Annotated in this window: 15 protein-coding genes and 1 tRNA gene; 2 read left to right on the top strand and 14 right to left on the bottom strand. The window is 43.3% G+C overall.

Going from position 1 to position 23,051, the window contains the following annotated elements; genetic code table 11:
- The 4 genes from ACFSJE_RS07340 to ACFSJE_RS07325 form a co-directional block, all read right to left on the bottom strand.
- On the bottom strand, nt 1-1,736 hold a 1,736-nt coding region (locus ACFSJE_RS07340), incomplete at its 3' end, for a beta strand repeat-containing protein (protein WP_379830329.1).
- Nucleotides 1,737-2,243: 507 nt separating this feature from the next.
- Nucleotides 2,244-4,190, bottom strand: coding sequence for an OmpA family protein (locus ACFSJE_RS07335; protein WP_465254621.1), 1,947 nt, complete (start codon nt 4,188-4,190; stop codon nt 2,244-2,246).
- An 11-nt stretch (nt 4,191-4,201) separates the two neighbouring features.
- The gene (locus ACFSJE_RS07330; protein WP_379830327.1) at nt 4,202-5,152 is read right to left on the bottom strand and encodes a PorP/SprF family type IX secretion system membrane protein; all 951 of its coding nucleotides are present in this window, start codon (nt 5,150-5,152) and stop codon (nt 4,202-4,204) included.
- 14 nt (nt 5,153-5,166) lie between these two features.
- Nucleotides 5,167-8,658 carry a T9SS type B sorting domain-containing protein gene (locus tag ACFSJE_RS07325; protein WP_379830326.1) on the bottom strand — a complete coding sequence of 1,164 codons (3,492 nt, stop codon included), beginning with the start codon at nt 8,656-8,658 and terminating at the stop codon, nt 5,167-5,169.
- 402 nt (nt 8,659-9,060) lie between these two features.
- On the opposite strand from ACFSJE_RS07325, the gene ACFSJE_RS07320 reads away from it, so the two are divergent.
- Nucleotides 9,061-10,650 carry a peptide chain release factor 3 gene (locus ACFSJE_RS07320; RefSeq protein WP_379830325.1) on the top strand — a complete coding sequence of 530 codons (1,590 nt, stop codon included), beginning with the start codon at nt 9,061-9,063 and terminating at the stop codon, nt 10,648-10,650.
- A gap of 183 nt (nt 10,651-10,833) precedes the next feature.
- Complete coding sequence (locus ACFSJE_RS07315) at nt 10,834-11,265, top strand: hypothetical protein (RefSeq protein ID WP_379830324.1); 432 nt, start codon at nt 10,834-10,836, stop codon at nt 11,263-11,265.
- 43 nt (nt 11,266-11,308) lie between these two features.
- On the opposite strand, the gene ACFSJE_RS07310 is transcribed toward ACFSJE_RS07315, so the two are convergent.
- From ACFSJE_RS07310 to ACFSJE_RS07265, 10 genes are all read right to left on the bottom strand, one after another.
- On the bottom strand, nt 11,309-11,620 hold the full coding sequence (locus ACFSJE_RS07310) for a DUF3467 domain-containing protein (RefSeq protein ID WP_379830323.1): 312 nt from the start codon (nt 11,618-11,620) through the stop codon (nt 11,309-11,311).
- Between the two features lie 60 nt (nt 11,621-11,680).
- Complete coding sequence (rpoC, locus tag ACFSJE_RS07305) at nt 11,681-15,979, bottom strand: DNA-directed RNA polymerase subunit beta' (protein ID WP_379830322.1); 4,299 nt, start codon at nt 15,977-15,979, stop codon at nt 11,681-11,683.
- 38 nt (nt 15,980-16,017) lie between these two features.
- Nucleotides 16,018-19,827, bottom strand: coding sequence for a DNA-directed RNA polymerase subunit beta (gene rpoB, locus ACFSJE_RS07300; RefSeq protein ID WP_379830321.1), 3,810 nt, complete (start codon nt 19,825-19,827; stop codon nt 16,018-16,020).
- Nucleotides 19,828-19,955: 128 nt separating this feature from the next.
- The gene (gene rplL, locus ACFSJE_RS07295) at nt 19,956-20,339 is read right to left on the bottom strand and encodes a 50S ribosomal protein L7/L12 (RefSeq protein ID WP_379830320.1); all 384 of its coding nucleotides are present in this window, start codon (nt 20,337-20,339) and stop codon (nt 19,956-19,958) included.
- Nucleotides 20,340-20,394: 55 nt separating this feature from the next.
- The gene (gene rplJ / locus ACFSJE_RS07290) at nt 20,395-20,913 is read right to left on the bottom strand and encodes a 50S ribosomal protein L10 (protein ID WP_379830319.1); all 519 of its coding nucleotides are present in this window, start codon (nt 20,911-20,913) and stop codon (nt 20,395-20,397) included.
- 26 nt (nt 20,914-20,939) lie between these two features.
- The gene (gene rplA / locus ACFSJE_RS07285) at nt 20,940-21,629 is read right to left on the bottom strand and encodes a 50S ribosomal protein L1 (protein ID WP_379830318.1); all 690 of its coding nucleotides are present in this window, start codon (nt 21,627-21,629) and stop codon (nt 20,940-20,942) included.
- A gap of 20 nt (nt 21,630-21,649) precedes the next feature.
- Nucleotides 21,650-22,087 (bottom strand): 50S ribosomal protein L11, encoded by a 438-nt coding sequence (gene rplK, locus ACFSJE_RS07280; RefSeq protein ID WP_379830317.1) that lies wholly within the window; start codon nt 22,085-22,087, stop codon nt 21,650-21,652.
- A 67-nt stretch (nt 22,088-22,154) separates the two neighbouring features.
- Nucleotides 22,155-22,706 (bottom strand): transcription termination/antitermination protein NusG, encoded by a 552-nt coding sequence (gene nusG, locus ACFSJE_RS07275; RefSeq protein ID WP_119642043.1) that lies wholly within the window; start codon nt 22,704-22,706, stop codon nt 22,155-22,157.
- 7 nt (nt 22,707-22,713) lie between these two features.
- Complete coding sequence (gene secE, locus ACFSJE_RS07270) at nt 22,714-22,902, bottom strand: preprotein translocase subunit SecE (RefSeq protein WP_379830316.1); 189 nt, start codon at nt 22,900-22,902, stop codon at nt 22,714-22,716.
- A 19-nt stretch (nt 22,903-22,921) separates the two neighbouring features.
- A tRNA-Trp gene (locus tag ACFSJE_RS07265) sits at nt 22,922-22,994 on the bottom strand.
- Between the last annotated feature and the right edge of the window lie 57 nt (nt 22,995-23,051).

The following is a 23,051-nucleotide window of genomic DNA, read 5'->3' as shown; positions in this document are numbered from 1 at the left end:
GTAATGGAGGTACCGCTAAGCCCGATGGCCGTGTTGTACTCGTTCGTCGGGTCGGCATCCGCGTCGTCCGTGTTCAAAGCCGCAAGCTCAGCGTCAGTGGCAAAGGTGCCATCAAGGTCGACACCGGTGGCTCCGGCAACCGCGTTCGTCAATTCAAGGGTCGTTCCCGTCAATGAAAGGTCCGATAGTTCGTTCGTTGGGTCGGCATCCGCGTCGTCCGTGTTCAAAGCCGCAAGCTCAGCGTCAGTGGCAAAGGTACCGTCAAGGTCCTGGCTCAATGTACCGCCAAGGTCGGTCACCGTGATGGATGTCCCACTCAAGCCGATAGCCGTGTTGTATTCGTTGGTCGGGTCGGCATCGGCATCATCCGTGTTAAGGGCTGCCAATTCAGCATCGGTCGCGAAGGTGCCGTCAAGATCGACACCGGTGGCTCCGGCAACCGCGTTCGTCAATTCAAGGGTCGTTCCCGTCAATGAAAGGTCCGATAGTTCGTTCGTTGGGTCGGCATCCGCGTCGTCCGTGTTCAGGGCTGCCAATTCAGCATCGGTGGCGAAGGTACCGTCAAGGTCTTGGCTCAACGTGCCCCCAAGGTCGGTCACCGTAATCGAGGTACCGCTAAGCCCGATGGCCGTGTTGTATTCGTTCGTTGGGTCGGCATCCGCATCGTCCGTGTTCAAAGCTGCAAGCTCAGCGTCAGTGGCGAAGGTACCGTCAAGGTCCTGGCTCAAGGTGCCCCCAAGGTCGGTCACCGTGATCGAGGTACCGCTTAGCCCGATGGCCGTGTTGTATTCGTTCGTTGGGTCGGCATCGGCGTCGTCCGTGTTCAAAGCTGCAAGCTCAGCATCCGTGGCGAAGGTACCGTCAAGGTCCTGGCTCAAGGTGCCCCCAAGGTCGGTCACCGTTATCGAGGTACCGCTCAGCCCGATGGCCGTGTTGTATTCGTTGGTCGGGTCGGCATCCGCGTCGTCCGTGTTCAGGGCGGCAAGCTCAGCATCCGTGGCAAAGGTGCCATCAAGGTCAACACCGGTGGCTCCGGCAACCGCGTTCGTCAATTCAAGGGTCGTTCCCGTCAATGAAAGGTCCGATAGTTCGTTCGTTGGGTCGGCATCGGCATCGTCAACATTGTCAATGCCATCAGCAAAGCCTACTGGTACATTAGCCAAAGATGTCCATTCACCATCAAAGTCATCCGTACTATCCGTATCCAGATTTGGAAACTCATTATTTACTGCGGTTGCCACTTGGGCATCTGTCAATGTGGTATCTGTATCAATAAGTGCGGCAAGGTCGGCCAATGCCACTGCATACGTATTGGCATCAGAATCAGTTATAATAAGATTTGTATTTGTACCATCAATCCCAAAAGATGTAATCGTTGTATTGGTATCGGTAATGCTATCACTTAAACTGCTTAAATCGACATTTACGCTACCTCCATTCTCCAAAGTCAAGGTCAATGTGTTTGTAGCCCCATCAAAATTGAACCCTTGAAGTTGTTGGTTATCCGAAGATGTCAATTCCCAAGAATTTCCATCCCAAAAATATATTGTACCAGTGTTGGTATTGACATAGATATCTCCCGTATCTACGCCACTCGGGGTAACGGCTCCTGGGCTGGAAACAGCGGTACCTTTTAAAACCTCGCAATTGCATTGGTCTTGAAGAGTAACTGTAGTTTGAGAAAAGGCAATTCCTGTAGAGAGAAGTAGGATTAGGGCTATTATGCTCTTTTTCATGGGGTTAATTATTGGTTGAGGATCGTATTTGTTGTGTTTTTTAAAGTCTAATTTGCTTGGTTTTTATATGTTATTTTCCTCCAATGCACACTTCGGATGCTATAACATGCTACAAAATTACCTTTACTTATAGGGGTAAGAAATATTTGTTGTGTATGCCCTAAATCGTACTGTATAGTATCCATATTCTGAGGTCTTGACCCAAAATATTTACCATTTTTTTAAGACCATTGGTCGATGACGGTAGGAATAGCAACAGCTGTAAGAGGGTGATCAAATAAGAAAAATACTACAGTGACAATTGAAAAAACAGCGGAGGAAATTTACCCAAAAAAGTTACAGGCAAAAAGGTTCACCAATCAAACGGAAAAGAGGGTGCTTGGATGTATCAAATGCAAAAGAAATGCAATTTCAATCAAGAACGAAATCCAACTATTTTGAAAATCAATCAATTACAAAGAGACGGAGCCCCCTTATCCCCAAAGCCATTTTGAATAATATAGTGCTCTATTCAAATATGATGAATTCCGATCTACGGTTTAATTGATGCTCTTCTTCTGAGCAACGCACTCCGTTAAAGCATTCATTGACCAACCTTGTTTCGCCAAAACCCTCTCCTTGAAGTCGGTCTGGAGAAATTCCCTTGGAAATCATATAGTTGACTGTAGATTCTGCACGCATTTGTGATAACCAAAGGTTATAGGCATCATTACCGCGGCTATCGGTATGGGAGTTTACTTTAATTTTTAAGCTAGGATATTTTTCCATGGCCACGATAACCTTTTGAATCTCAATTTCGGCATCTGGACGGATGTTGTATTTGTTCAAATCGAAATAAATGGTGCTTAGTTGGAGTAGTTTTGCCAAATCGTCCCCAAATCCACCGGTAATCACATCTCTTTCCAAATAGAAATCAATAATACGTGGTTTCCCGTAGGATTTATTCAAATATTCTTCCGCAGGTACATAACCGTCACGGGAAGCCCTAACAAAATTACCTTTGGAGCAATCCAACTGAAGGGTGTAATTACCTTTAGAATCCGTAATCGTAGCGGAAATCTCCCTATTTTCTTCATCAATCACCTTGACTGTGGCGCCTGGCAATACCTCATTGGAAATACGGTCGCGTACCGTACCTGATACATCTTGAATGCAGTCCAATACCAAAGGTTCGTTTTCAACAAACGCATAAATATCGTCCTCGCCCATGCCCCCTTCCCTATTGGAAGAAAAATAACCCGTCTTGGTCTCTGGGTCAAAAATATAGGAGAAATCATCCAATTGACTGTTTATGGGTTTTCCCACATTGACCACCGGTTGACTGTAGTCATTAAAGGCAATTTTGGTAGCAAAAACATCCAATCCTCCCAAGCCTTGGTGACCATCGGAAGAAAAATACAACACACCATCTTTAGTGATGGATGGAAATGTTTCCCGAGCAATGGTATTGATATTATTGCCCAAGTTGATAATGGGACCATAGGTTCCATCCCCGATAATATCGGTCATAAAAATGTCCGACTCGCCCAAACTTCCAGGCATGTCCGAAACAAAATACAGTTTCTTTTCATCTGGACTCAATACGGGGTGTGCAACGGAATAGGAGTCGCTATTGAAGGGCAACTCAGTTACATTGGTCCACATTCCATTAACATTTTCCGCGCTATAAATCTTTAATCGGATGATTCCGTCTGCGTCCTTATACTTTTTCCCATCCAAGAAATTGTTTCGGGTAAAATACATGGTGGTTCCATCCTTGGTGACCACTGATGTGGATTCGTGCAATCTGGTGTTCACGTCACCTTCCAGCTTTACCACTCGATCATTGGAAATGCTGTCTGCATTGACTTTGTACAGGTCCAAAAAGTCTTTTGAATTCCATGTGTGTCGGTATCGCGCCAAATTTCCGGTATCCCTATCGGAAGCAAAAATGAGTCCCTTTTCATAGTATGATGCGGCAAAATCGGCATATTTACTGTTGTATTTAAAGGGTTTTAGGGTATATCGACCTGAATTCGCCTCAATCTTTGCTAAATAATCCTCATCAAAATCTCCTTCGGTGGATGTGATGTCCCTGAATTTTTCCATCATTCGATTAGCTTCGTCATACTTCCCCAAGGTTTTTAAACTTTGGGCATAACGAAAGATGTAATCTGGACTTATTTTGTCTGGATATTCGTTTTCGAGTCTTTTATATATGTTGGCCGCTTCTTCATATTGGGCATTGAAATAGTATGAATTTCCAAGTCGCTTCAGTAAATCAGAAGAAACATAACCCTTGTCCAAGACCTTTTTATAGATATCGATGGCCGGTCTAAAAGAATATTCCTCATATCGTTCATCTGCCTTTGCCTTAACCCTAGATTGCTGGCGATCTGGAATGCTATCTTGTGCAAACATGTGTACTGCACAACTTGAAAAAACAATAAGAAATATGAGTATTCTTCTGAACATCCTAAACTATATTAAAAGAATCTGGGTGACACTGTTCTTTGAAATCTTTTCAACAACTCCATCCTCAGAAATATCTCAAACGAACCATCATTAAACTGGGTACCTCCCAATTCAGTGGTCTCTCTATCATAGGCCAAACCAATCATGAGTTGATCGGTAATCTGAAATCCTGCCAAAGCACTTACCGCAGCATCCCATCTGTAGGCAGCTCCAAAACTGAAACGGTCTGCAAACAAAAAGTTAGCGGAAAGGTCCACCTGCAAAGGTGCACCGCCTACTGCCTTGGTCAACAAGGCGGGTTTAAATTTAAGGTCCGCCCCTATATCAAAAACATATCCGGTGATTAAATACAAATTGATTTGCTGCGCAGACAGGAAATTGACCGAGTTGGCATCCCTTGCACTATTGTCGAAATATTCCGATTCCAAAATATTTGGTGCGGAAACCCCGGCATAAAATCGGTCTGTATGATAATATAGTCCCAAACCAAAATTAGGGGTGAACTTGTTATCAATATTGTCTTGCTGAACTACCTCTTGATCAAAATTGCGAAGTTTGTTAAAGTCAAGACTCATCATATTACCTCCCATCTTCAATCCGAAGGAAAGTTTTCTGTCATATGCAAATTCCAAGGTATAGGAAACCACGGCGTCAAGATAGGTCTGTTGTACCACCCCATCACCAATATTATCATTGACGATGGATACACCATAACCCAATCTACTATTTCTTATGGGGGAATGAAGGTTGAGGGTAAAGGTTTCGGGAGCTCCATCAAGGCCAACCCATTGTGACCTGTACAAGCCCGCAAAACTCAACTGTCCCCTTGATCCAGCGTAAGCCGGATTCACACTTAAGGTATTGAACATGTACTGGGTATATTGCGCGTCTTGCTGGGCCACCAACCCCTGAAATACAAATCCTATAAATAAAATTGGAATTAAAATATGCTTTTTAATCATCCTACATCAATGTATTACCTGCTTATATATATGTATTCGGAGTCCGTAAAACTGCCTTTGTCCGTAACGTATTCAAAAATATAAAAATATACCCCCGCTGGCAGGTAATTATTGTTGCCTACCGCAGATTTTGACCTTGAACGGCCGTCGAATACGTTGTTGATATTGTTATAATTCCTTCCTTCGTAAACCGCGGTTCCCCATCGGTTAAATATTTTGAGGGTGCTAGACCGAATTTTATCGGTTCCTCGAATAAATAGGAAGTCGTTCTTTAAATCCCCATTTGGGGTCACCAGTTGGTTTACTGAAATGTTTTCAACATTAACCGTTACGGTAGCCGTATCACAATTGGATGGATTGGCAGCCTCACAAATGGTGTATTCAATGGTGTATGTGCCATCTTCCAATCCAGGAGCTACCGTTACACTTCCATCATCATTTATGGTAAGCTCGCCGGTAGGAGTCGAAGTCAATATCACATCTATGGCATCAACCAATTCTTCATTAAGCGTATCATTGTCCAACACATTGCTGTCTGGAATCAATCCGCCAAAGCTATCGGATTCATATCCATCATCCATCGCGTCGATGACATTGTCCATACCTGATTCCACTTGCACAGTGACGGTTGCTGTATCACAATTGTCCACATTGGTAATATCGCAAATGGTGTAGTCGATTGTATATGTACCCTCAGGTGTACCAGGGATTACGCTTACGCTTCCATCATCATTGACTGTTAATTCATCTGTTGGGGTTGAACTCAGCAGCACATCTTCCAAAGTGACAGGCTCGCCGTTGAGCGTATCATTATCCAATACATTACTATCGGCAATAACACCACCAACCGAGCCATCAGCTGTATAGGAATCATCCACTGCATCGATCATATTGCCAGTTCCGGGACCTACTTCCACGGTAACCGTTGCAGTATCGCAGTTATCCACATCGGCAATATCGCAAATGGTGTAGTCGATTGTATATGTACCCTCTGGGGTGCCCGGGGCAACACTTACAGTTCCATCGTCGTTCACTGATAATTCGTCTGTTGGGGTTGAACTCAGTAGCACATCCTCCAAAGTGACAGCCTCGCCGTTCAGGGTATCGTTATCCAATACATTACTATCGGCAATAACACCACCAACCGAGCCATCAGCTGTATAGGAATCATCAACTGCATCGATCATATTGCCAGTTCCGGGACCCACTTCCACTGTAACCGTTGCAGTATCACAATTGGATGGGTTCGCGACCTCACAAATGGCATAATCAATGGTATAGGTTCCTTCGGGTGTACCTGGCGTAACACTAACACTTCCATCTGCGTTGATGGTCAATTCGTCAGTGGCAGTTGATGAAAGAACCACATCCTCAGCGGCCACTAGTTCCCCGTTCAGGGTATCATTATCCAATACATTACTATCGGCAATAACACCACCAACCGAGCCATCTGCCATATAGGAATCATCGACTGCATCGATGATATTGCCAGTTCCGGGACCCACTTCCACTGTAACCGTTGCAGTATCACAATTGGATGGGTTCGCGACCTCACAAATGGCATAATCAATGGTATAGGTTCCTTCGGGAGTACCTGGCGTAACACTAACACTTCCATCTGCGTTGATGGTCAATTCGTCAGTGGCAGTTGATGAAAGAACCACATCCTCAGCGGCTACGGGTTCTCCATTCAACGTATCGTTATCCAATACATCACGATCCGCAATGACACCACCCGCGGAGCCATCAGCTGTATAGGAATCATCCACTGCATCGATAGTATTCGGCCCAACCTCTATGGTAACGGTTGCCGAGGCACAAACCGACGGGTCTGGAACCACGTTGCATACTTCATATACAACGGTAACGGTGGAATTTGATTCAGCCAAAGTCGGAGTATAGGTCATTAAACCCGTTTCAGCATCAAAAGAAACTATTCCAGCTGCACTACCTCCTATTCTTGAAAGGTTTGTAATTCCTAAATTATTCTCATTGTTGTTGGGCAGGTAATCATCATTCTCAAGAATGTTAATGGCTACCTCGGTAAGTGCGGGTGTTGAACCATTATCATCCACTGCGGTTGCTGCTAAAGGATTAGGGTCTGTTCCATTTGGATTTCCATCATCATCACAATCCAACGAGTCCCAATCTGCAGAAGGTGTCAATGTAATACTATCTGGATTATAATCACAAGGATCCAAGGGGTCAGTTCCGTCCTCTTTCTCGTCTTCATTGGTTACTCCATCACCATCACAGTCTTCTGCGTTCCACGAAGTGGAAGGTTCAACGGTTTGACTGGTCAATACGAAATCACAGGAATCGTTGGGGTCCGTACCATCTTCTATCTCATCCTCGTTAGTGACACCGTCACCGTCGCAATCAGCTTCCAAATAATCACCGCTTTGTGGCAGAGTGACATGGTCTGGATCATAGTCGCATGGATCTAAGGGGTCCGTTCCGTCCTCTTTCTCATCCCCGTTGGTCACGCCATCACCATCACAGTCCTCTGCGTTCCACGAAGTGGAAGGCTCCACGGTTTGACTGCTCAATACAAAATCACAGGAATCGTTAGGGTCCGTACCATCTTCTATCTCATCCTCATTGGTCACTCCATCGCCATCACAATCAGCTTCCAAATAAGCCCCACTTTGTGGTAAGGTAACATGGTCTGGATCATAATCGCAAGGATCTAAGGGGTCCGTGCCGTCTTCTTTCTCGTCTTCATTGGTTACACCGTCGCCGTCACAGTCGTACTTTTTCCATTTGTCTGAAGGAGAACAATCTTGATGCTCCAAAATAAAGTCGCAAGGGTCCAAGGGGTCGGTACCATCTTCTTTTTCCTTGCCATTGGTTACGCCATCACCATCACAGTCATCCTTTTTCCATTTGTCTGAAGGAGAACAATCTTGATGCTCCAAAATAAAGTCGCAAGAGTCCAAGGGGTCTGTTCCATCTTCTTTTTCCTTTCCGTTGGTCACGCCATCGCCATCACAATCGTCCTTTTTCCATTTGTCTGAAGGAGAACAATCTTGATGCTCCAAAATAAAGTCGCAAGAGTCCAAGGGGTCTGTTCCATCTTCTTTTTCCTTGCCATTGGTGACGCCATCACCATCACAGTCTGCTTTTTTCCAAGCATCAGTTGCTGAACAGTCCTGATGACTCATGATAAAATCACAAGCGTCATAGGGATTCGTGCCGTCCTCATTTTCCTTTCCATCGGTTACCCCATCACCGTCTGAATCCTTGGTAGATTCCAAACCGGAACCTATATTGAATTCAAATGAATGGTTTATATCAAAAATACCGGCCATCAACACATCAGCATCCATGGTATTTGTAATACCAGTGTTTAATGTATTCGTAATGTTTGAGCTTTTGATGCCAAAAGCATCCCCTTCCGAAGAAACCTTAAAGGAGGTAACCAGCCCAAAAATTAATAGAAGGGCCGTATATGAAATGTAGCGACTAGCTTTGGTGCTAAGTCCCACAAAAGTAAAATTCTCCATAAATGATAAGTTTTGGTCAACTAATCACCATGGCCAGTAGTTCTCGTAATTGTAAGAAAATTGGGGCTTTTCTTGTTAAAATAGGGTCTAATTATTCATTAGGACACCTTACCAATAATGCGGTCACATAATTAATGCTTTTATGGTTAATCGCCTATTTTTATCGACAAAAAGCGCATTACACATTACTAGCTACCACATGTCTTGACTTATCGCAGTTTTATTTGAAAATTACTCTTGGTAATACCCAAAAAACCGTAACGAGGCGAAAATTACTTCACTTTTTGGTTTTACATGGACATCACATTCCTATTTTTTTCCAATGATATCAACAATGACCTATCTTTCAACAAATCGATGTCATAAGTTAGAATTACCCTATTTTTGCCGAAATTTTTGTTGATGGATTTTGAAAGGGAAATAGCAAGACGAAGGACTTTTGGGATTATTTCGCACCCTGATGCCGGTAAAACCACCTTGACCGAAAAACTGCTTTTATTTGGTGGCGCCATTCAAGAAGCTGGGGCCGTTAAAAGCAATAAAATCAAGAAGTCGGCTACCAGTGACTTTATGGAAATAGAACGGCAAAGGGGAATTTCCGTGGCAACCTCGGTTTTGGCCTTTATCTACAAGGACAAGAAAATCAATATTCTAGACACACCTGGACACAAAGATTTTGCGGAAGATACTTTTAGAACCCTAACTGCTGTGGACAGCGTCATTGTAGTGATTGACGTAGCAAAAGGTGTGGAGGAGCAAACCGAAAAATTGGTGGAGGTCTGCCGAATGCGAAACATTCCCATGATTGTATTTATCAACAAACTGGATCGGGAAGGAAAGGATGCTTTTGACCTTTTGGACGAAGTGGAACAAAAACTTGGTTTGTCCGTCACCCCGCTCAGTTTCCCAATTGGAATGGGGTACGATTTTAAAGGCATCTACAATATCTACGAGAAAAATATCAACCTGTTTAGCGGCAATAGTAAAAAGAACATTGAAGAAACGATTGCCTTTGACGACATTGATAGTCCTGAACTCGAAAAAATAATTGGGACCAAAGCGGCTGAAAATCTACGGGACAATCTTGAATTGGTCAATGGCGTTTATCCTGACTTTGACAAGGAAACTTACTTAAAAGGTGAATTGCAACCTGTTTTCTTTGGTTCGGCCCTGAACAATTTTGGTGTACGAGAACTGCTGGATTGTTTTGTGGAGATTGCACCCGCCCCAAGGTCAAAAATGTCCGAAGAACGTTTGGTAAAGGCCAATGAAAAAGATTTTTCGGGATTTGTTTTTAAAATTCATGCCAACATGGACCCCAAGCACCGCGACCGCCTAGCATTTATAAAGGTGGTTTCCGGAACTTTTGAGCGTAATACCCCCTACTTGCATGTCCGCCAAGATAAAAAATTGAAATTCTCAAGTCCCAATGCCTTTTTTGCCGAAAAGAAAGAGATTGTGGATATTTCCTATCCTGGCGATATTGTGGGACTACATGATACTGGAAATTTTAAGATTGGTGATACCTTAACCAGTGGTGAAGTTTTGCACTACAAGGGTATTCCAAGCTTTTCACCGGAGCATTTTAGGTACATCAACAATGCAGACCCGATGAAGGCCAAGCAATTGTACAAAGGCATCGACCAGCTTATGGATGAAGGTGTGGCCCAGTTGTTCACCTTGGAATTAAACGGAAGAAAAGTAATCGGTACCGTAGGTGCCCTCCAATATGAAGTTATCCAATACCGATTGGAGCATGAATATGGGGCCAAATGTACCTATGAAAACTTTCCTGTTCACAAGGCTTGCTGGGTAGAACCGAAAGATAAAAACAACGAGGAGTTCAAAGAATTTGTTCGGGTAAAACAGAAGTTTTTGGCGAAGGATAAAAGAGGTCAACTCGTATTTTTGGCTGATTCTCCTTTTTCATTGCAGATGACCCAACAAAAATATCCTTCGGTAAAACTTCATTTTACATCAGAGTTTGAATAGCAGTTTTCACCCAAATTGGGGGATAATTTGGTGTTGTCTTCTTGCGCAGTGGTTTGAAATGTGAAATATAAGCTAGTTCAATTGGTCATGAATTAGCCAAACACAAATCATACCCTTCTGAATAATAGAACATTATGTCATTTTTCGTATTTTGTTGGTCATAACCAATAAAAACGAACGATTATGACAACTACCGTAAAACCGCCTATTTCATTTTGGATAATGAGCGTTATTGCATTGCTCTGGAACCTGATGGGCGTATTCAACTATCTGAATCAAGCTTTTAATCAAGTGTCTATTTTGGAAAGTTTAGATCAGGCCCAACGCGAAGTTTTTGAAGGTATTCCGGCATGGGCCACGGCCGCCTTTGCCATTGCCGTATTTTCGGGTTTGGCAGGTTCGATTGGTCTTTTACTACGTAAAAAATGGGCACGCCCTCTTTTTATCGTTTCCTTTATTGCCGCTTTGGCACAGTTCATAAATTGGCTTTTTATTTCGGATGCTGTTGAGGCATTTGGACCATCAACCTATACCATGCCAATTCTGGTACTGCTCATTGGGCTTTACCTTATCTTCTTTTCAAAAGTTGGCATTAAAAAAGGGTGGTTAAAGTAACAGATACAAAAAAGCCCCGATTTAAAAATCAGGGCTTTTTTATTTATGCTTCTCCCGTAGGTCCAAAATTTAAGGGAATCGGAGGTTGTTCGTAATCTTGAATGGTTCCATGCGCCTTTTCAAAACGGGCCACATTTTCATTTAATGCCTTTAGAAATTTTTTAGCGTGTTGCGGGGTAAGCACTATTCTGCTCTTGACCTTGGCTTTGGGTGCCCCGGGCATCATGCTTATAAAATCAACCACAAACTCAGATACGGAGTGATTGATGATTGCCAAATTGGAGTAGATTCCCTCTGCGGTCTTCTCGTCCAACTCAATATTGATTTGCTTTTGATTTTGCTCTTTTTCAGCCATATGTTCAATCGTTCAAAATGAAAAAGAAAACCCCGGCGGTTAGGCCAGGGTTTCGTTTATTTAGAATTTAAATTCCTCTTTTCGGGCCATGATTTCATCGTATTCCTCTTTGGAACCAACAATGATACTGTCATAATCCCTCATACCGGTACCGGCTGGAATCTTATGTCCTACAATTACATTCTCCTTCAATCCTTCCAAACCATCAACTTTACCGCTAACCGCAGCTTCGTTCAATACTTTGGTAGTCTCCTGGAACGATGCCGCAGAGATAAACGATTTCGTCTGCAACGACGCTCTTGTGATACCTTGTAGGATTGGAGTCGCAGTAGCTGCAACTGCATCTCTAGCGGTAACCAAGGTCTTGTCCTCTCTTCTCAAGATAGAGTTTTCATCCCTCAATTCACGGGCAGTTACAATCTGACCAGGCTTCAATCTTTCAGAATCTCCGGACTCCTCAACAACTTTCTTACCAAAGATTTCATCGTTTTCATTGATAAAGTCGTCTTTGTGCACCAATTGATTCTCCAAGAAGGTGGTATCTCCAGAATCCTGGATCTGTACTTTACGCATCATTTGGCGTACCACAACCTCAAAGTGCTTATCGTTGATTTTCACACCTTGCAAACGGTAAACCTCTTGAACTTCGTTCACCAAGTACTGTTGTACCGCAGATGGTCCTTTGATGGCCAAGATATCCTCTGGAGTGATGGAACCGTCAGATAGTGGCATACCAGCGCGAACGTAATCGTTCTCCTGAACCAATATCTGGTTGGAAAGTTTCACCAAGTACTTCTTCACCTCACCAGTTTTGGATTCGATGATGATTTCTCGGTTACCTCTTTTGATTTTTCCGAAGGAAACCACACCATCAATTTCAGATACAACGGCTGGGTTCGATGGGTTACGAGCCTCGAACAACTCAGTTACCCTTGGAAGACCACCAGTGATATCCCCTGCTTTTGCAGACTTACGTGGTATTTTTACCAAGATTTTACCTTCCTTGATTTTCTCACCGTCGTCCACCATCAAGTGGGAACCAACAGGCAAGTTATAGGAACGCAAGGTTTCACCCTTACCATCCTTAATCAACAAGGTTGGAATCAACTTTTTATTTCTTGATTCAGAGATTACTTTTTCTTGGAAACCGGTTTGTTCATCGATTTCAACTTGATACGTAACTCCTTGCTCAATATTCTCATATGCAATCTGACCTGTGAACTCGGAAACAATAACACCGTTATAAGGGTCCCACTGACAAATCAAGGTGCCTTTGGAAATCTTATCACCATCCTTCACGAACAATTGCGAACCGTAAGGAATGTTATTGGTGCTCAAGGTAATGCCTGTTTTGGCATCCACAACCTTGATTTCAGAGGTTCTTGAGATTACGATGTTGGTTTTTCCACCTTCACTGTTCTCCCCTTCAACAACGCGCAAATCTTCGATTTCAGCAACACCATCAAACTTCGCTTCCAACTTGTTATCTTCGGAAATGTTACCTGCAATACCACCCACGTGGAATGTACGCAAGGTCAACTGTGTTCCAGGCTCACCAATGGACTGTGCGGCAACAACACCAACAGCTTCACCACGTTGCACCATTTTATTGGTGGCAAGGTTTCTACCGTAGCATTTTGCACAGATTCCTTGAGGTGCCTCACATGTCAAGGCAGAACGTACTTCAACTTTTTCAATTGGAGCAGATTCCACTCTTCTCACATCTGCTTCAGAGATTTCTTGGCCTGCTTTAAGCACCAATTCCTCTGTCATTGGATTGTATACATCATGAAGAGAAACCCTACCTAGGATTCTTTCTCCAAGGGATTCCACAACTTCCTCATTTTTCTTCAAGGCTTCCACCTCGATACCTCTCAACGTTCCACAATCCTCAATGTTGATGATCACATCTTGGGAAACATCCACCAAACGACGGGTCAAGTATCCAGCATCCGCAGTTTTCAAAGCGGTATCCGCAAGACCTTTACGCGCACCGTGGGTAGAGATAAAGTATTCCAAAATCGATAGACCTTCCTTAAAGTTGGAAAGAATCGGGTTTTCAATGATCTCACCACCACCTGCAGTGGATTTTTTAGGCTTGGCCATCAATCCACGCATACCGGTCAACTGACGAATCTGCTCTTTGGAACCCCTCGCACCAGAATCCAACATCATATATACGGAGTTGAATCCTTGCTTGTCCTCACGAATTCGCTTCATGGCCAATTCGGTCAACATAGCGTTAGTGGAAGTCCATACATCAATAACTTGGTTATATCGCTCATTGTTGGTGATAAGACCCATGTTATAGTTCATCATAATACCATCAACCTGCTCGTTGGCATCGTTGATCATATCTTGTTTTTCCGCTGGAATGATGATATCTCCCAAACTGAAGGACAACCCTCCTTTAAAGGCGAAATCATATCCCATGGACTTTATCTTATCCAAGAAATCAGCCGTGGTAGGAACATCAGTAACGGCAAGAATGTCCCCGATAATGTTTCGAAGCGCTTTCTTGTTCAATACTTGGTTGATGAATCCTGCTTGTTCTGGCACAACAGTGTTGAACAATACACGACCTACTGTGGTTTCAATAATTTTCATGACCAATTCACCAGCTTCATTGAAGTCCTTGGTCCGTACCTTAATGCCTGCGTTCAACGCAACTTTCTTCTCATTAAAGGCAATCTCCACTTCTTCAGCGGAATAGAAGGTCAATCCTTCACCTAAAACAGGTTCTTCTGGAGTTGATTTCTTCTCTTTGGTCATGTAGTACAATCCCAAAACCATGTCTTGGGAAGGTACAGTAATTGGAGAACCGTTGGCAGGGTTAAGGATGTTCTGTGAAGCCAACATCAACAATTGTGCTTCCAAAATGGCCTCAGGCCCCAATGGCAAGTGAACTGCCATCTGGTCCCCATCAAAATCCGCGTTAAATGCGGTACAGGCCAATGGGTGCAAACGAATCGCCTTACCTTCAATCAGTTTAGGCTGGAACGCTTGGATACCCAATCGGTGCAATGTGGGGGCCCGGTTCAACAATACAGGGTGTCCTTTTAGGACGTTTTCAAGGATATCCCAAACTACAGGCTCCTTTTTGTCGATAATCTTCTTGGCAGATTTTACCGTCTTTACGATACCTCTTTCAATCAACTTACGGATGATGAAAGGCTTGTAAAGTTCGGCTGCCATATCTTTTGGAAGACCACATTCGTACAATTTCATTTCCGGTCCAACGACGATTACGGAACGGGCGGAGTAATCCACACGTTTACCCAACAAGTTTTGACGGAAACGACCTTGTTTACCTTTCAAGGAATCAGAAAGGGATTTCAAAGGTCTATTCGATTCAGTTTTAACCGCAGAGGCTTTTCTGGTGTTATCAAAAAGAGAATCCACAGCTTCCTGAAGCATACGTTTTTCGTTCCTCAAGATCACCTCTGGTGCCTTAATTTCCATCAAACGCTTCAAACGGTTGTTACGGATGATTACCCTACGGTACAAGTCGTTCAAATCCGAAGTGGCAAAACGACCACCATCCAATGGCACCAACGGACGCAATTCTGGTGGAATTACGGGAATCACCTTCATGATCATCCACTCAGGGTTGTTCTCACGGTTGTCTTGCGACTCACGCAAAGCCTCAACCACTTGAAGACGTTTCAATGCTTCGGTCTTACGCTGCTTTGAAGTCTCTGTGTTGGCTTTGTGACGAAGTTCGTATGACAATTGCTCCAAATCGATTCGAGCCAATAGATCAATCAAACATTCGGCACCCATTTTGGCGATGAACTTATTGGGGTCGTTATCCTCCAAATATTGGTTTTCGGAAGGAAGGGACTCCAAAATGTTCAAATATTCCTCTTCGGTCAAGAAATCCAGTTTTTGGATTTCTTCACCTTCTGGACCTTTGGCATTACCCGGCTGGATGACCACATACCTTTCGTAGTAAATGATCATATCCAACTTTTTGGAAGGCAATCCCAAAAGGTATCCTATTTTGTTTGGCAGTGAACGGAAGTACCAGATGTGCGCTACGGGAACCACCAAGTTGATGTGTCCCACGCGGTCTCTACGTACTTTTTTCTCCGTTACTTCAACACCACAACGGTCACAAACTATACCGCGATAACGGATACGCTTATACTTTCCACAAGCACATTCGTAATCCTTTACAGGACCGAAGATACGCTCGCAGAATAATCCATCACGCTCAGGTTTGTGCGTTCTATAGTTAATAGTTTCAGGCTTCAATACCTCGCCACGGGACTCGGCCAAGATTGACTCTGGAGAGGCTAATCCTATAGAAATTTTATTGAACCTTTTTGGTGCGTTATTATCTTTTATTCTAGCCATAACAATATGGTGATGATATAATTAATGTAAATAGTGTTCTACTCTTCCAATCTGATATCCAAGCCCAAACCTTTAAGTTCGTGCATCAATACGTTGAAAGATTCTGGTAATCCAGGTTCTGGCATGGTTTCGCCTTTTACAATGGATTCATAGGTCTTGGCCCTTCCGATCACGTCATCTGACTTCACGGTCAAGATCTCACGTAGAGTGGATGAAGCACCGTAGGCTTCCAATGCCCATACCTCCATCTCACCAAAACGCTGACCACCAAACTGGGCTTTACCACCCAATGGTTGTTGTGTGATCAATGAGTATGGTCCAATGGAACGTGCGTGCATCTTATCGTCTACCATGTGACCCAATTTCAACATATAGATCACCCCAACGGTAGCGGCTTGGTCAAAACGTTGACCGGTACCACCATCATAAAGGTGCGTATGTCCAAATCTTGGTACACCTGCTTTATCGGTAAGTTCGTTGATCTCGTCCAACGTAGCACCATCGAAAATTGGAGTCGCATATTTCTGACCCAATTTCTGTCCGGCCCAACCCAAAACGGTTTCGTAGATCTGACCAATGTTCATACGAGAAGGTACACCCAGTGGGTTCAATACGATATCCACAGGGGTTCCATCTTCCAAGAATGGCATATCCTCTTGACGAACGATTCTGGCAACGATACCTTTGTTACCGTGACGACCTGCCATTTTATCACCTACTTTCAACTTACGTTTTTTGGCGATGTACACCTTGGCCAACTTCATGATCCCTGCAGGAAGCTCATCTCCAACAGAGATGGTAAACTTGTCCCTTCTTAGGTTACCTTGAATGTCGTTCAACTTGATTTTGTAGTTGTGCAACAAATCGGCCACCAACGCATTGGTATCGTCATCTGTTGTCCAGCTTCCACCAACCAAGTGAGCAAAATCATCAACAGCGTTCAACATTTTAATGGTGTATTTCTTTCCTTTTGGAAGTACTTCTTCACCCAAATCGTTGATAACACCTTGCGATGTTTTACCATTGATCAATCCGAACAATTTCTCGATTAAAACATCTTTCAATTGTTGGAATTTCACTTCGTAGTCCATCTCCAATCTTGAGATAGCCTCTTTATCTTCGGAACGTTTTCTTTTGTCCTTGATGGAACGCGAGAACAATTTCTTATCGATAACAACTCCACTCAATGATGGAGAGGCTTTCAAGGAAGCATCTTTTACGTCACCTGCTTTGTCACCAAAGATGGCACGCAATAGTTTTTCTTCTGGAGTTGGGTCAGATTCACCTTTAGGTGTGATCTTACCGATCAAAATATCGCCAGGCTTCACTTCGGCACCGATACGGATCATACCGTACTCGTCCAAATCCTTGGTAGCTTCTTCGGAAACGTTTGGAATATCGTTGGTCAACTCTTCAGCCCCCAACTTGGTATCCCTAACTTCAAGGGCGTACTCATCAATGTGGATGGAGGTAAAGATATCCTCACGTACCACTTTTTCAGAGATTACGATCGCATCCTCAAAGTTATATCCTTTCCAAGGCATGAAGGCAACCTTCATGTTTCTACCCAAGGCCAATTCGCCTTTTTCAGTAGCATATCCCTCACAAAGTACCTGACCTCTTTTCACTTTGTCCCCTTTTCTTACGATAGGTTTCAAGTTGATGCTGGTACCTTGGTTGGTTTTTCTAAACTTCACCAAATCATAGGTCTTGGAATCTTCTTCGAAGCTTACCAAGCGCTCTTCCTCGCTACGATCGTACTTAATGGTAACTTTTTGAGCATCTACATATTCAACAGTTCCATCGCCTTCAGCATTGATCAATACTCGGGAATCGGTAGCTACTTGTCTTTCCAAACCAGTTCCAACGATAGGTGAATCAGGACGCAACAATGGTACAGCCTGACGCATCATGTTGGAGCCCATCAACGCACGGTTCGCATCGTCATGCTCCAAGAATGGAATCAAGGAAGCGGAGATGGATGCAATCTGATTGGGAGCCACATCGGTATAGTGAATTTCAGCAGGATCCACCACAGGGAAATCACCTTCTTCACGGGCAATTACTTTTTCCCTTTCGATGGTTCCGTCTTTTGCCAATGGAATGTTGGCTTGGGCAATCTTCATGCCTTCTTCCTCTTCAGCACTCAAATAGATGTGGTTTTTCACATCCACTTTTCCATCTTCAACCTTGCGGTAAGGGGTTTCCAAGAAGCCCATATTGTTCACCTTAGCAAATACAGAAAGTGAAGAGATCAAACCAATGTTTGGTCCTTCAGGTGTCTCAATAGGACACAATCTTCCGTAGTGGGTATAGTGAACGTCACGCACCTCGAAACCTGCTCTTTCACGGGAAAGACCACCTGGTCCAAGTGCGGACAATCTTCGTTTGTGTGTAATCTCAGCCAACGGGTTGGTCTGGTCCATGAACTGGGACAACTGGTTGGTTCCAAAGAAAGAGTTGATCACAGAAGACAGGGTCTTCGCGTTGATCAAGTCAATCGGGGTAAATACCTCGTTGTCACGAACGTTCATACGCTCACGGATGGTACGTGCCATACGCGCAAGACCTACACCAAACTGCTGGGACAATTGCTCGCCCACCGTACGTACACGTCGGTTGGACAAGTGGTCGATATCATCAATCTCAGCTTTGGAGTTGATCAACTCAATCAAATACTTGATGATGGTGATGATATCTTCTTTGGTAAGAACTTCTTTGTCCATACCAATGTCCAAGCCCAATTTCTTGTTCATTCTGTATCGACCTACTTCACCCAAAGAGTAACGTTGATCGGAGAAGAACAATTTATCGATAATACCACGAGCGGTCTCTTCATCTGGCGGCTCGGCATTACGCAATTGTCTATAGATGTGCTCTACCGCTTCTTTTTCAGAGTTGGTAGGGTCTTTTTGTAAAGTGTTGTGGATAATGGCATAGTCTGACTGTGCATTGTTCTCCTTGTGAAGCAAGATTGTCTTCACATCGGCATCAATGATTTCATCGATATGCTCTTTTTCCAAAACGGTATCACGATCTAGGATGATCTCGTTACGTTCGATGGAAACCACTTCACCGGTATCCTCGTCCACGAAATCCTCATGCCATGTGTTCAATACCCTTGCGGCCAATTTACGGCCCATTACTCGGGAAAGTCCGGCTTTGGTCACCTTAATTTCTTCAGAAAGGTCGAAGATTTCCAAGATATCCTTATCCCTTTCAAAGCCAATGGCACGGAAAAGGGTGGTTACCGGCAATTTTTTCTTTCGATCAATATAAGCGTACATAACGCCATTGATGTCAGTAGCAAATTCAATCCAAGATCCTTTGAAAGGAATTACCCTGGCTGAATACAGTTTTGTACCGTTCGCGTGGAACGATTGTCCAAAGAAAACCCCTGGCGATCTGTGCAACTGGGAAACAACCACTCGCTCGGCTCCGTTGATCACAAAGGTTCCGCTAGGTGTCATGTATGGAATTGTCCCCAAGTACACATCCTGCACGATGGTTTCAAAATCTTCGTGCTCTGGATCGGTACAGTATAATTTTAAACGTGCCTTTAGAGGAACGCTGTAGGTTAGTCCACGCTCAATACATTCTTGGATGGAATATCTGGGTGGATCTATGAAGTAATCCAAAAACTCGAGTACAAACTGGTTTCTGGTATCGGTGATTGGAAAATTCTCCATGAAGGTATTGTAGAGACCTTCGTTTCCTCTTTCATCAGATTTTGTTTCAAGCTGGAAAAAGTCTTGGAACGATTTTATCTGAATGTCCAAGAAATCCGGGTAATCCGGTATGTTCTTAGCAGATGCGAAATTTACTCTTTCAGTAGTGTTTGTGAACATCAATGGACAAATTTTGATCGTGAATATTATGTGGGTTGGTGTACGGCTTTATACACTCCTTATATAAATAGGCTAAGGTCTAACCAAAAAATGGAAAGACCTTAACCAAACTTCTATGGTAAAAGCGATTATTTAAGCTCAACTTCTGCTCCTGCTTCTTCCAATGATTTTTTGATGCCTTCTGCTTCGTCTTTAGCAACACCTTCTTTAACAGCTTTAGGTGCGCTATCAACGATATCTTTAGCGTCTTTAAGTCCAAGACCGGTCAATTCCTTAACCAATTTTACGACTGCCAATTTAGAAGCTCCAGCGGCTTTAAGGATTACATCAAACTCTGATTTTTCCTCAGCAGCCTCAGCATCACCACCAGCGGCTCCACCACCAGCAGCAACAGCTACTGCAGCAGCAGCAGGCTCAATACCATATTCTTCTTTTAGGATGTTGGCCAACTCATTTACCTCTTTTACTGTTAGGTTAACCAACTGTTCTGCAAAATCTTTTAAATCTGCCATTTTTCTATCGTTTAATAAAAATGTTTAAAAATATACTTAGTTTATTGTGCGCAAATTATTCTTTCTCAGATAAAGTCTTAAGGATACCGGCCAGTTTACCGCCACCAGATTTAAGTCCAGAAATAACATTCTTGGCTGGTGATTGCAACAATCCGATTATATCTCCGATAACTTCTTCTTTGGACTTGATATTTACAAGTGCCTCCAAGTTTTCGTCACCAATGTAGATTGCCTCTGCAATAAAGGCTCCTTTCAATAAAGGTCTATCTGATTTTTTTCTAAAGTCCTTGATAAGTTTCGCGGGTGCGTTTCCTGTTTCAGAAAACATCATAGATGTATTTCCTTTCAATACGCCAGGAAGTTCACCGAATTCCTTATCAGAAGCTTCCATTGCTTTTGCAAGCAAGGTGTTCTTAACAACCGCAAGTTTAATATTGGCCTTAAAACATGCCCTTCTTAAGTTAGAAGTGGCAATGGCGTCCAATCCTGAAATATCAGCCAAATAAATATTGGCATTTTCAGCTAACTGTGCAGTCAAATCTTCTATTACTGTTGCTTTTTCTTCTCTTGTCATAGTTAAAATATTGAACTACCAGTTACTTAAACTGCTTTAGGATCTAATTGAACACTGGGACTCATAGTGCTAGACAAGTAAATGCTTTTCATATACACTCCTTTTGCAGCAGCTGGTTTAAGCTTATTCAAGGTATCAATCAATTCCTTGGCATTTCCTGCGATTTTATCCGCAGAGAATGAAGCTTTACCTATTGCAGCGTGTACAATTCCTGTCTTGTCCACTTTAAAGTCGATCTTACCGGCCTTCACATCAGATACAGCTTTGGCCACATCCATAGTTACAGTTCCAGTTTTTGGATTGGGCATTAATCCTCGAGGCCCCAAAACGCGACCTAATGGACCAAGTTTACCCATAACGCTTGGCATGGTGATGATGACATCAACATCGGTCCAACCGCCTTTGATTTTCTCCAAATAATCATCCAACCCAACATAATCAGCACCTGCTTCCTTAGCCTCTGCTTCCTTATCTGGGGTCACCAATGCCAAAACCTTAACGTCTTTACCTGTTCCGTGAGGAAGGGTAACAACGCCACGAACCATTTGATTAGCTTTTCGTGGATCTACACCCAAACGAACTGCAATATCAACGGAAGCGTCAAATTTTACATTGGTTATTTCTTTTACTAAAGCGGAAGCCTCTTCCAACGTATAGAGCTTATTCTTCTCTATTTTAGCTTGGGCTTCTTTCTGCTTTTTAGTCAATCTTGCCATTTATAAATTGCTTTAAGATTTTAAAAAGGTTTGGTTCCAGAAACTTTAAGACCCATAGATCTTGCCGTACCGGCCACCATACTCATCGCAGATTCCACGGTAAAAGCATTCAAATCCGCCATTTTATCTTCAGCGATTTGTTTTACTTGATCCCATGATACTGACCCTGGTTTTACCCTGTTAGGTTCGCCTGATCCTTTTTTAATCTTCGCTGCTTCCAACAATTGAACTGCCGCAGGTGGTGTTTTTACGACAAACTCGAAAGATTTGTCCATGTAAACGGTGATAACAACGGGCAATACCTTGCCTTGTTTGTCCTGCGTACGTGCATTGAACTGCTTGCAGAACTCCATGATGTTAACACCGGCAGCACCTAAGGCGGGTCCAACCGGTGGCGACGGATTCGCAGCACCTCCCCTAACTTGTAATTTAACTACCTTACTTACTTCTTTTGCCATTGTTTCTAATTAAATTTAAAGTGTGTCAATTGGAAGCAACACAGCTTTATATATGTAACAGCTCTAATTATACTTTTTCTACTTGCATATAACTGAGTTCCAATGGTGTTTTTCTTCCGAAAATCTTCACCATAACCTCCAGCTTACGCTTTTCTTCATTGATTTTCTCAACAGTTCCATTGAACCCGTTGAAAGGACCATCGATAACCTTAACCGTCTCACCCAACACAAATGGAATGGCAACGTTGTCCGTATTTACGGCCAACTCATCCACTTTTCCTAGCATACGGTTCACCTCTGATTTTCGCAAAGGCACGGGATCACCACCTTTGGTTTCACCCAAGAAGCCAATAACATTGGTAATAGAGCGAATAATGTGCACCATTTCCCCACCCAAGTTGGCTTTAATCATGATATATCCGGGAAAGTAAACTCTTTCTTTGTTGATTTTCTTTCCGTTTCTGATCTGTACAACTTTTTCGGTAGGCACAAGAACCTCGTCAAGATAGTCACCAAAACCAGCGCGCTCCACTTCACTTTCAATGTAGCCCTTGATTTTGTTCTCTTGACCACTAACGGCCCTTACCACATACCATTTTTTCTCCAGAACCTCAGACATACCTATCTTATCCTATTAGTTTATCGAAATACAAAGCGATCAACTTACTAAAAAGGGAATCCACGCCCCATGTTGCCAAAGCAAACACGATGGAGAAAACCGCTACTATAACCATAAGGTTAGAAGCTTTATCCCTGTCCAACCAGGTAACATTGTTCTTTAATTCCTCAAATGATTCTTTAACGTAAGTCAACATAGTACTTTGTATTTTCTTGCACGGGAGGAGAGACTCGAACTCCCGACACCTGGTTTTGGAGACCAGTGCTCTACCAACTGAGCTACACCCGTTTAATTACGCCGAAAGGTATCCCGAGAAAATCGGAACACCCTTTGGCGCATTATTAT

This window comes from Flagellimonas iocasae (assembly GCF_042682725.1).
Taxonomy (GTDB): Bacteria; Bacteroidota; Bacteroidia; order Flavobacteriales; family Flavobacteriaceae; genus Flagellimonas; species Flagellimonas iocasae.
Note: the sequence above shows the minus strand (reverse complement) of the source record. Positions and strands in the feature narration are given on the sequence as shown.

What these genes read in the sequence shown, in the direction of transcription:
- rplL (WP_379830320.1), bottom strand. Translation starts at nt 20,339, where the DNA reads ATGGCAGATTTAAAAGATTTTGCAGAACAGTTGGTTAACCTAACAGTA.
- ACFSJE_RS07320 (WP_379830325.1), top strand. Translation starts at nt 9,061, where the DNA reads ATGGATTTTGAAAGGGAAATAGCAAGACGAAGGACTTTTGGGATTATT.
- ACFSJE_RS07315 (WP_379830324.1), top strand. Translation starts at nt 10,834, where the DNA reads ATGACAACTACCGTAAAACCGCCTATTTCATTTTGGATAATGAGCGTT.
- rplA (WP_379830318.1), bottom strand. Translation starts at nt 21,629, where the DNA reads ATGGCAAGATTGACTAAAAAGCAGAAAGAAGCCCAAGCTAAAATAGAG.
- rplK (WP_379830317.1), bottom strand. Translation starts at nt 22,087, where the DNA reads ATGGCAAAAGAAGTAAGTAAGGTAGTTAAATTACAAGTTAGGGGAGGT.
- ACFSJE_RS07310 (WP_379830323.1), bottom strand. Translation starts at nt 11,620, where the DNA reads ATGGCTGAAAAAGAGCAAAATCAAAAGCAAATCAATATTGAGTTGGAC.
- nusG (WP_119642043.1), bottom strand. Translation starts at nt 22,706, where the DNA reads ATGTCTGAGGTTCTGGAGAAAAAATGGTATGTGGTAAGGGCCGTTAGT.
- ACFSJE_RS07335 (WP_465254621.1), bottom strand. Translation starts at nt 4,190, where the DNA reads ATGTTCAGAAGAATACTCATATTTCTTATTGTTTTTTCAAGTTGTGCA.
- rpoB (WP_379830321.1), bottom strand. Translation starts at nt 19,827, where the DNA reads ATGTTCACAAACACTACTGAAAGAGTAAATTTCGCATCTGCTAAGAAC.
- rpoC (WP_379830322.1), bottom strand. Translation starts at nt 15,979, where the DNA reads ATGGCTAGAATAAAAGATAATAACGCACCAAAAAGGTTCAATAAAATT.
- ACFSJE_RS07325 (WP_379830326.1), bottom strand. Translation starts at nt 8,658, where the DNA reads ATGGAGAATTTTACTTTTGTGGGACTTAGCACCAAAGCTAGTCGCTAC.
- secE (WP_379830316.1), bottom strand. Translation starts at nt 22,902, where the DNA reads ATGTTGACTTACGTTAAAGAATCATTTGAGGAATTAAAGAACAATGTT.
- rplJ (WP_379830319.1), bottom strand. Translation starts at nt 20,913, where the DNA reads ATGACAAGAGAAGAAAAAGCAACAGTAATAGAAGATTTGACTGCACAG.
- ACFSJE_RS07330 (WP_379830327.1), bottom strand. Translation starts at nt 5,152, where the DNA reads ATGATTAAAAAGCATATTTTAATTCCAATTTTATTTATAGGATTTGTA.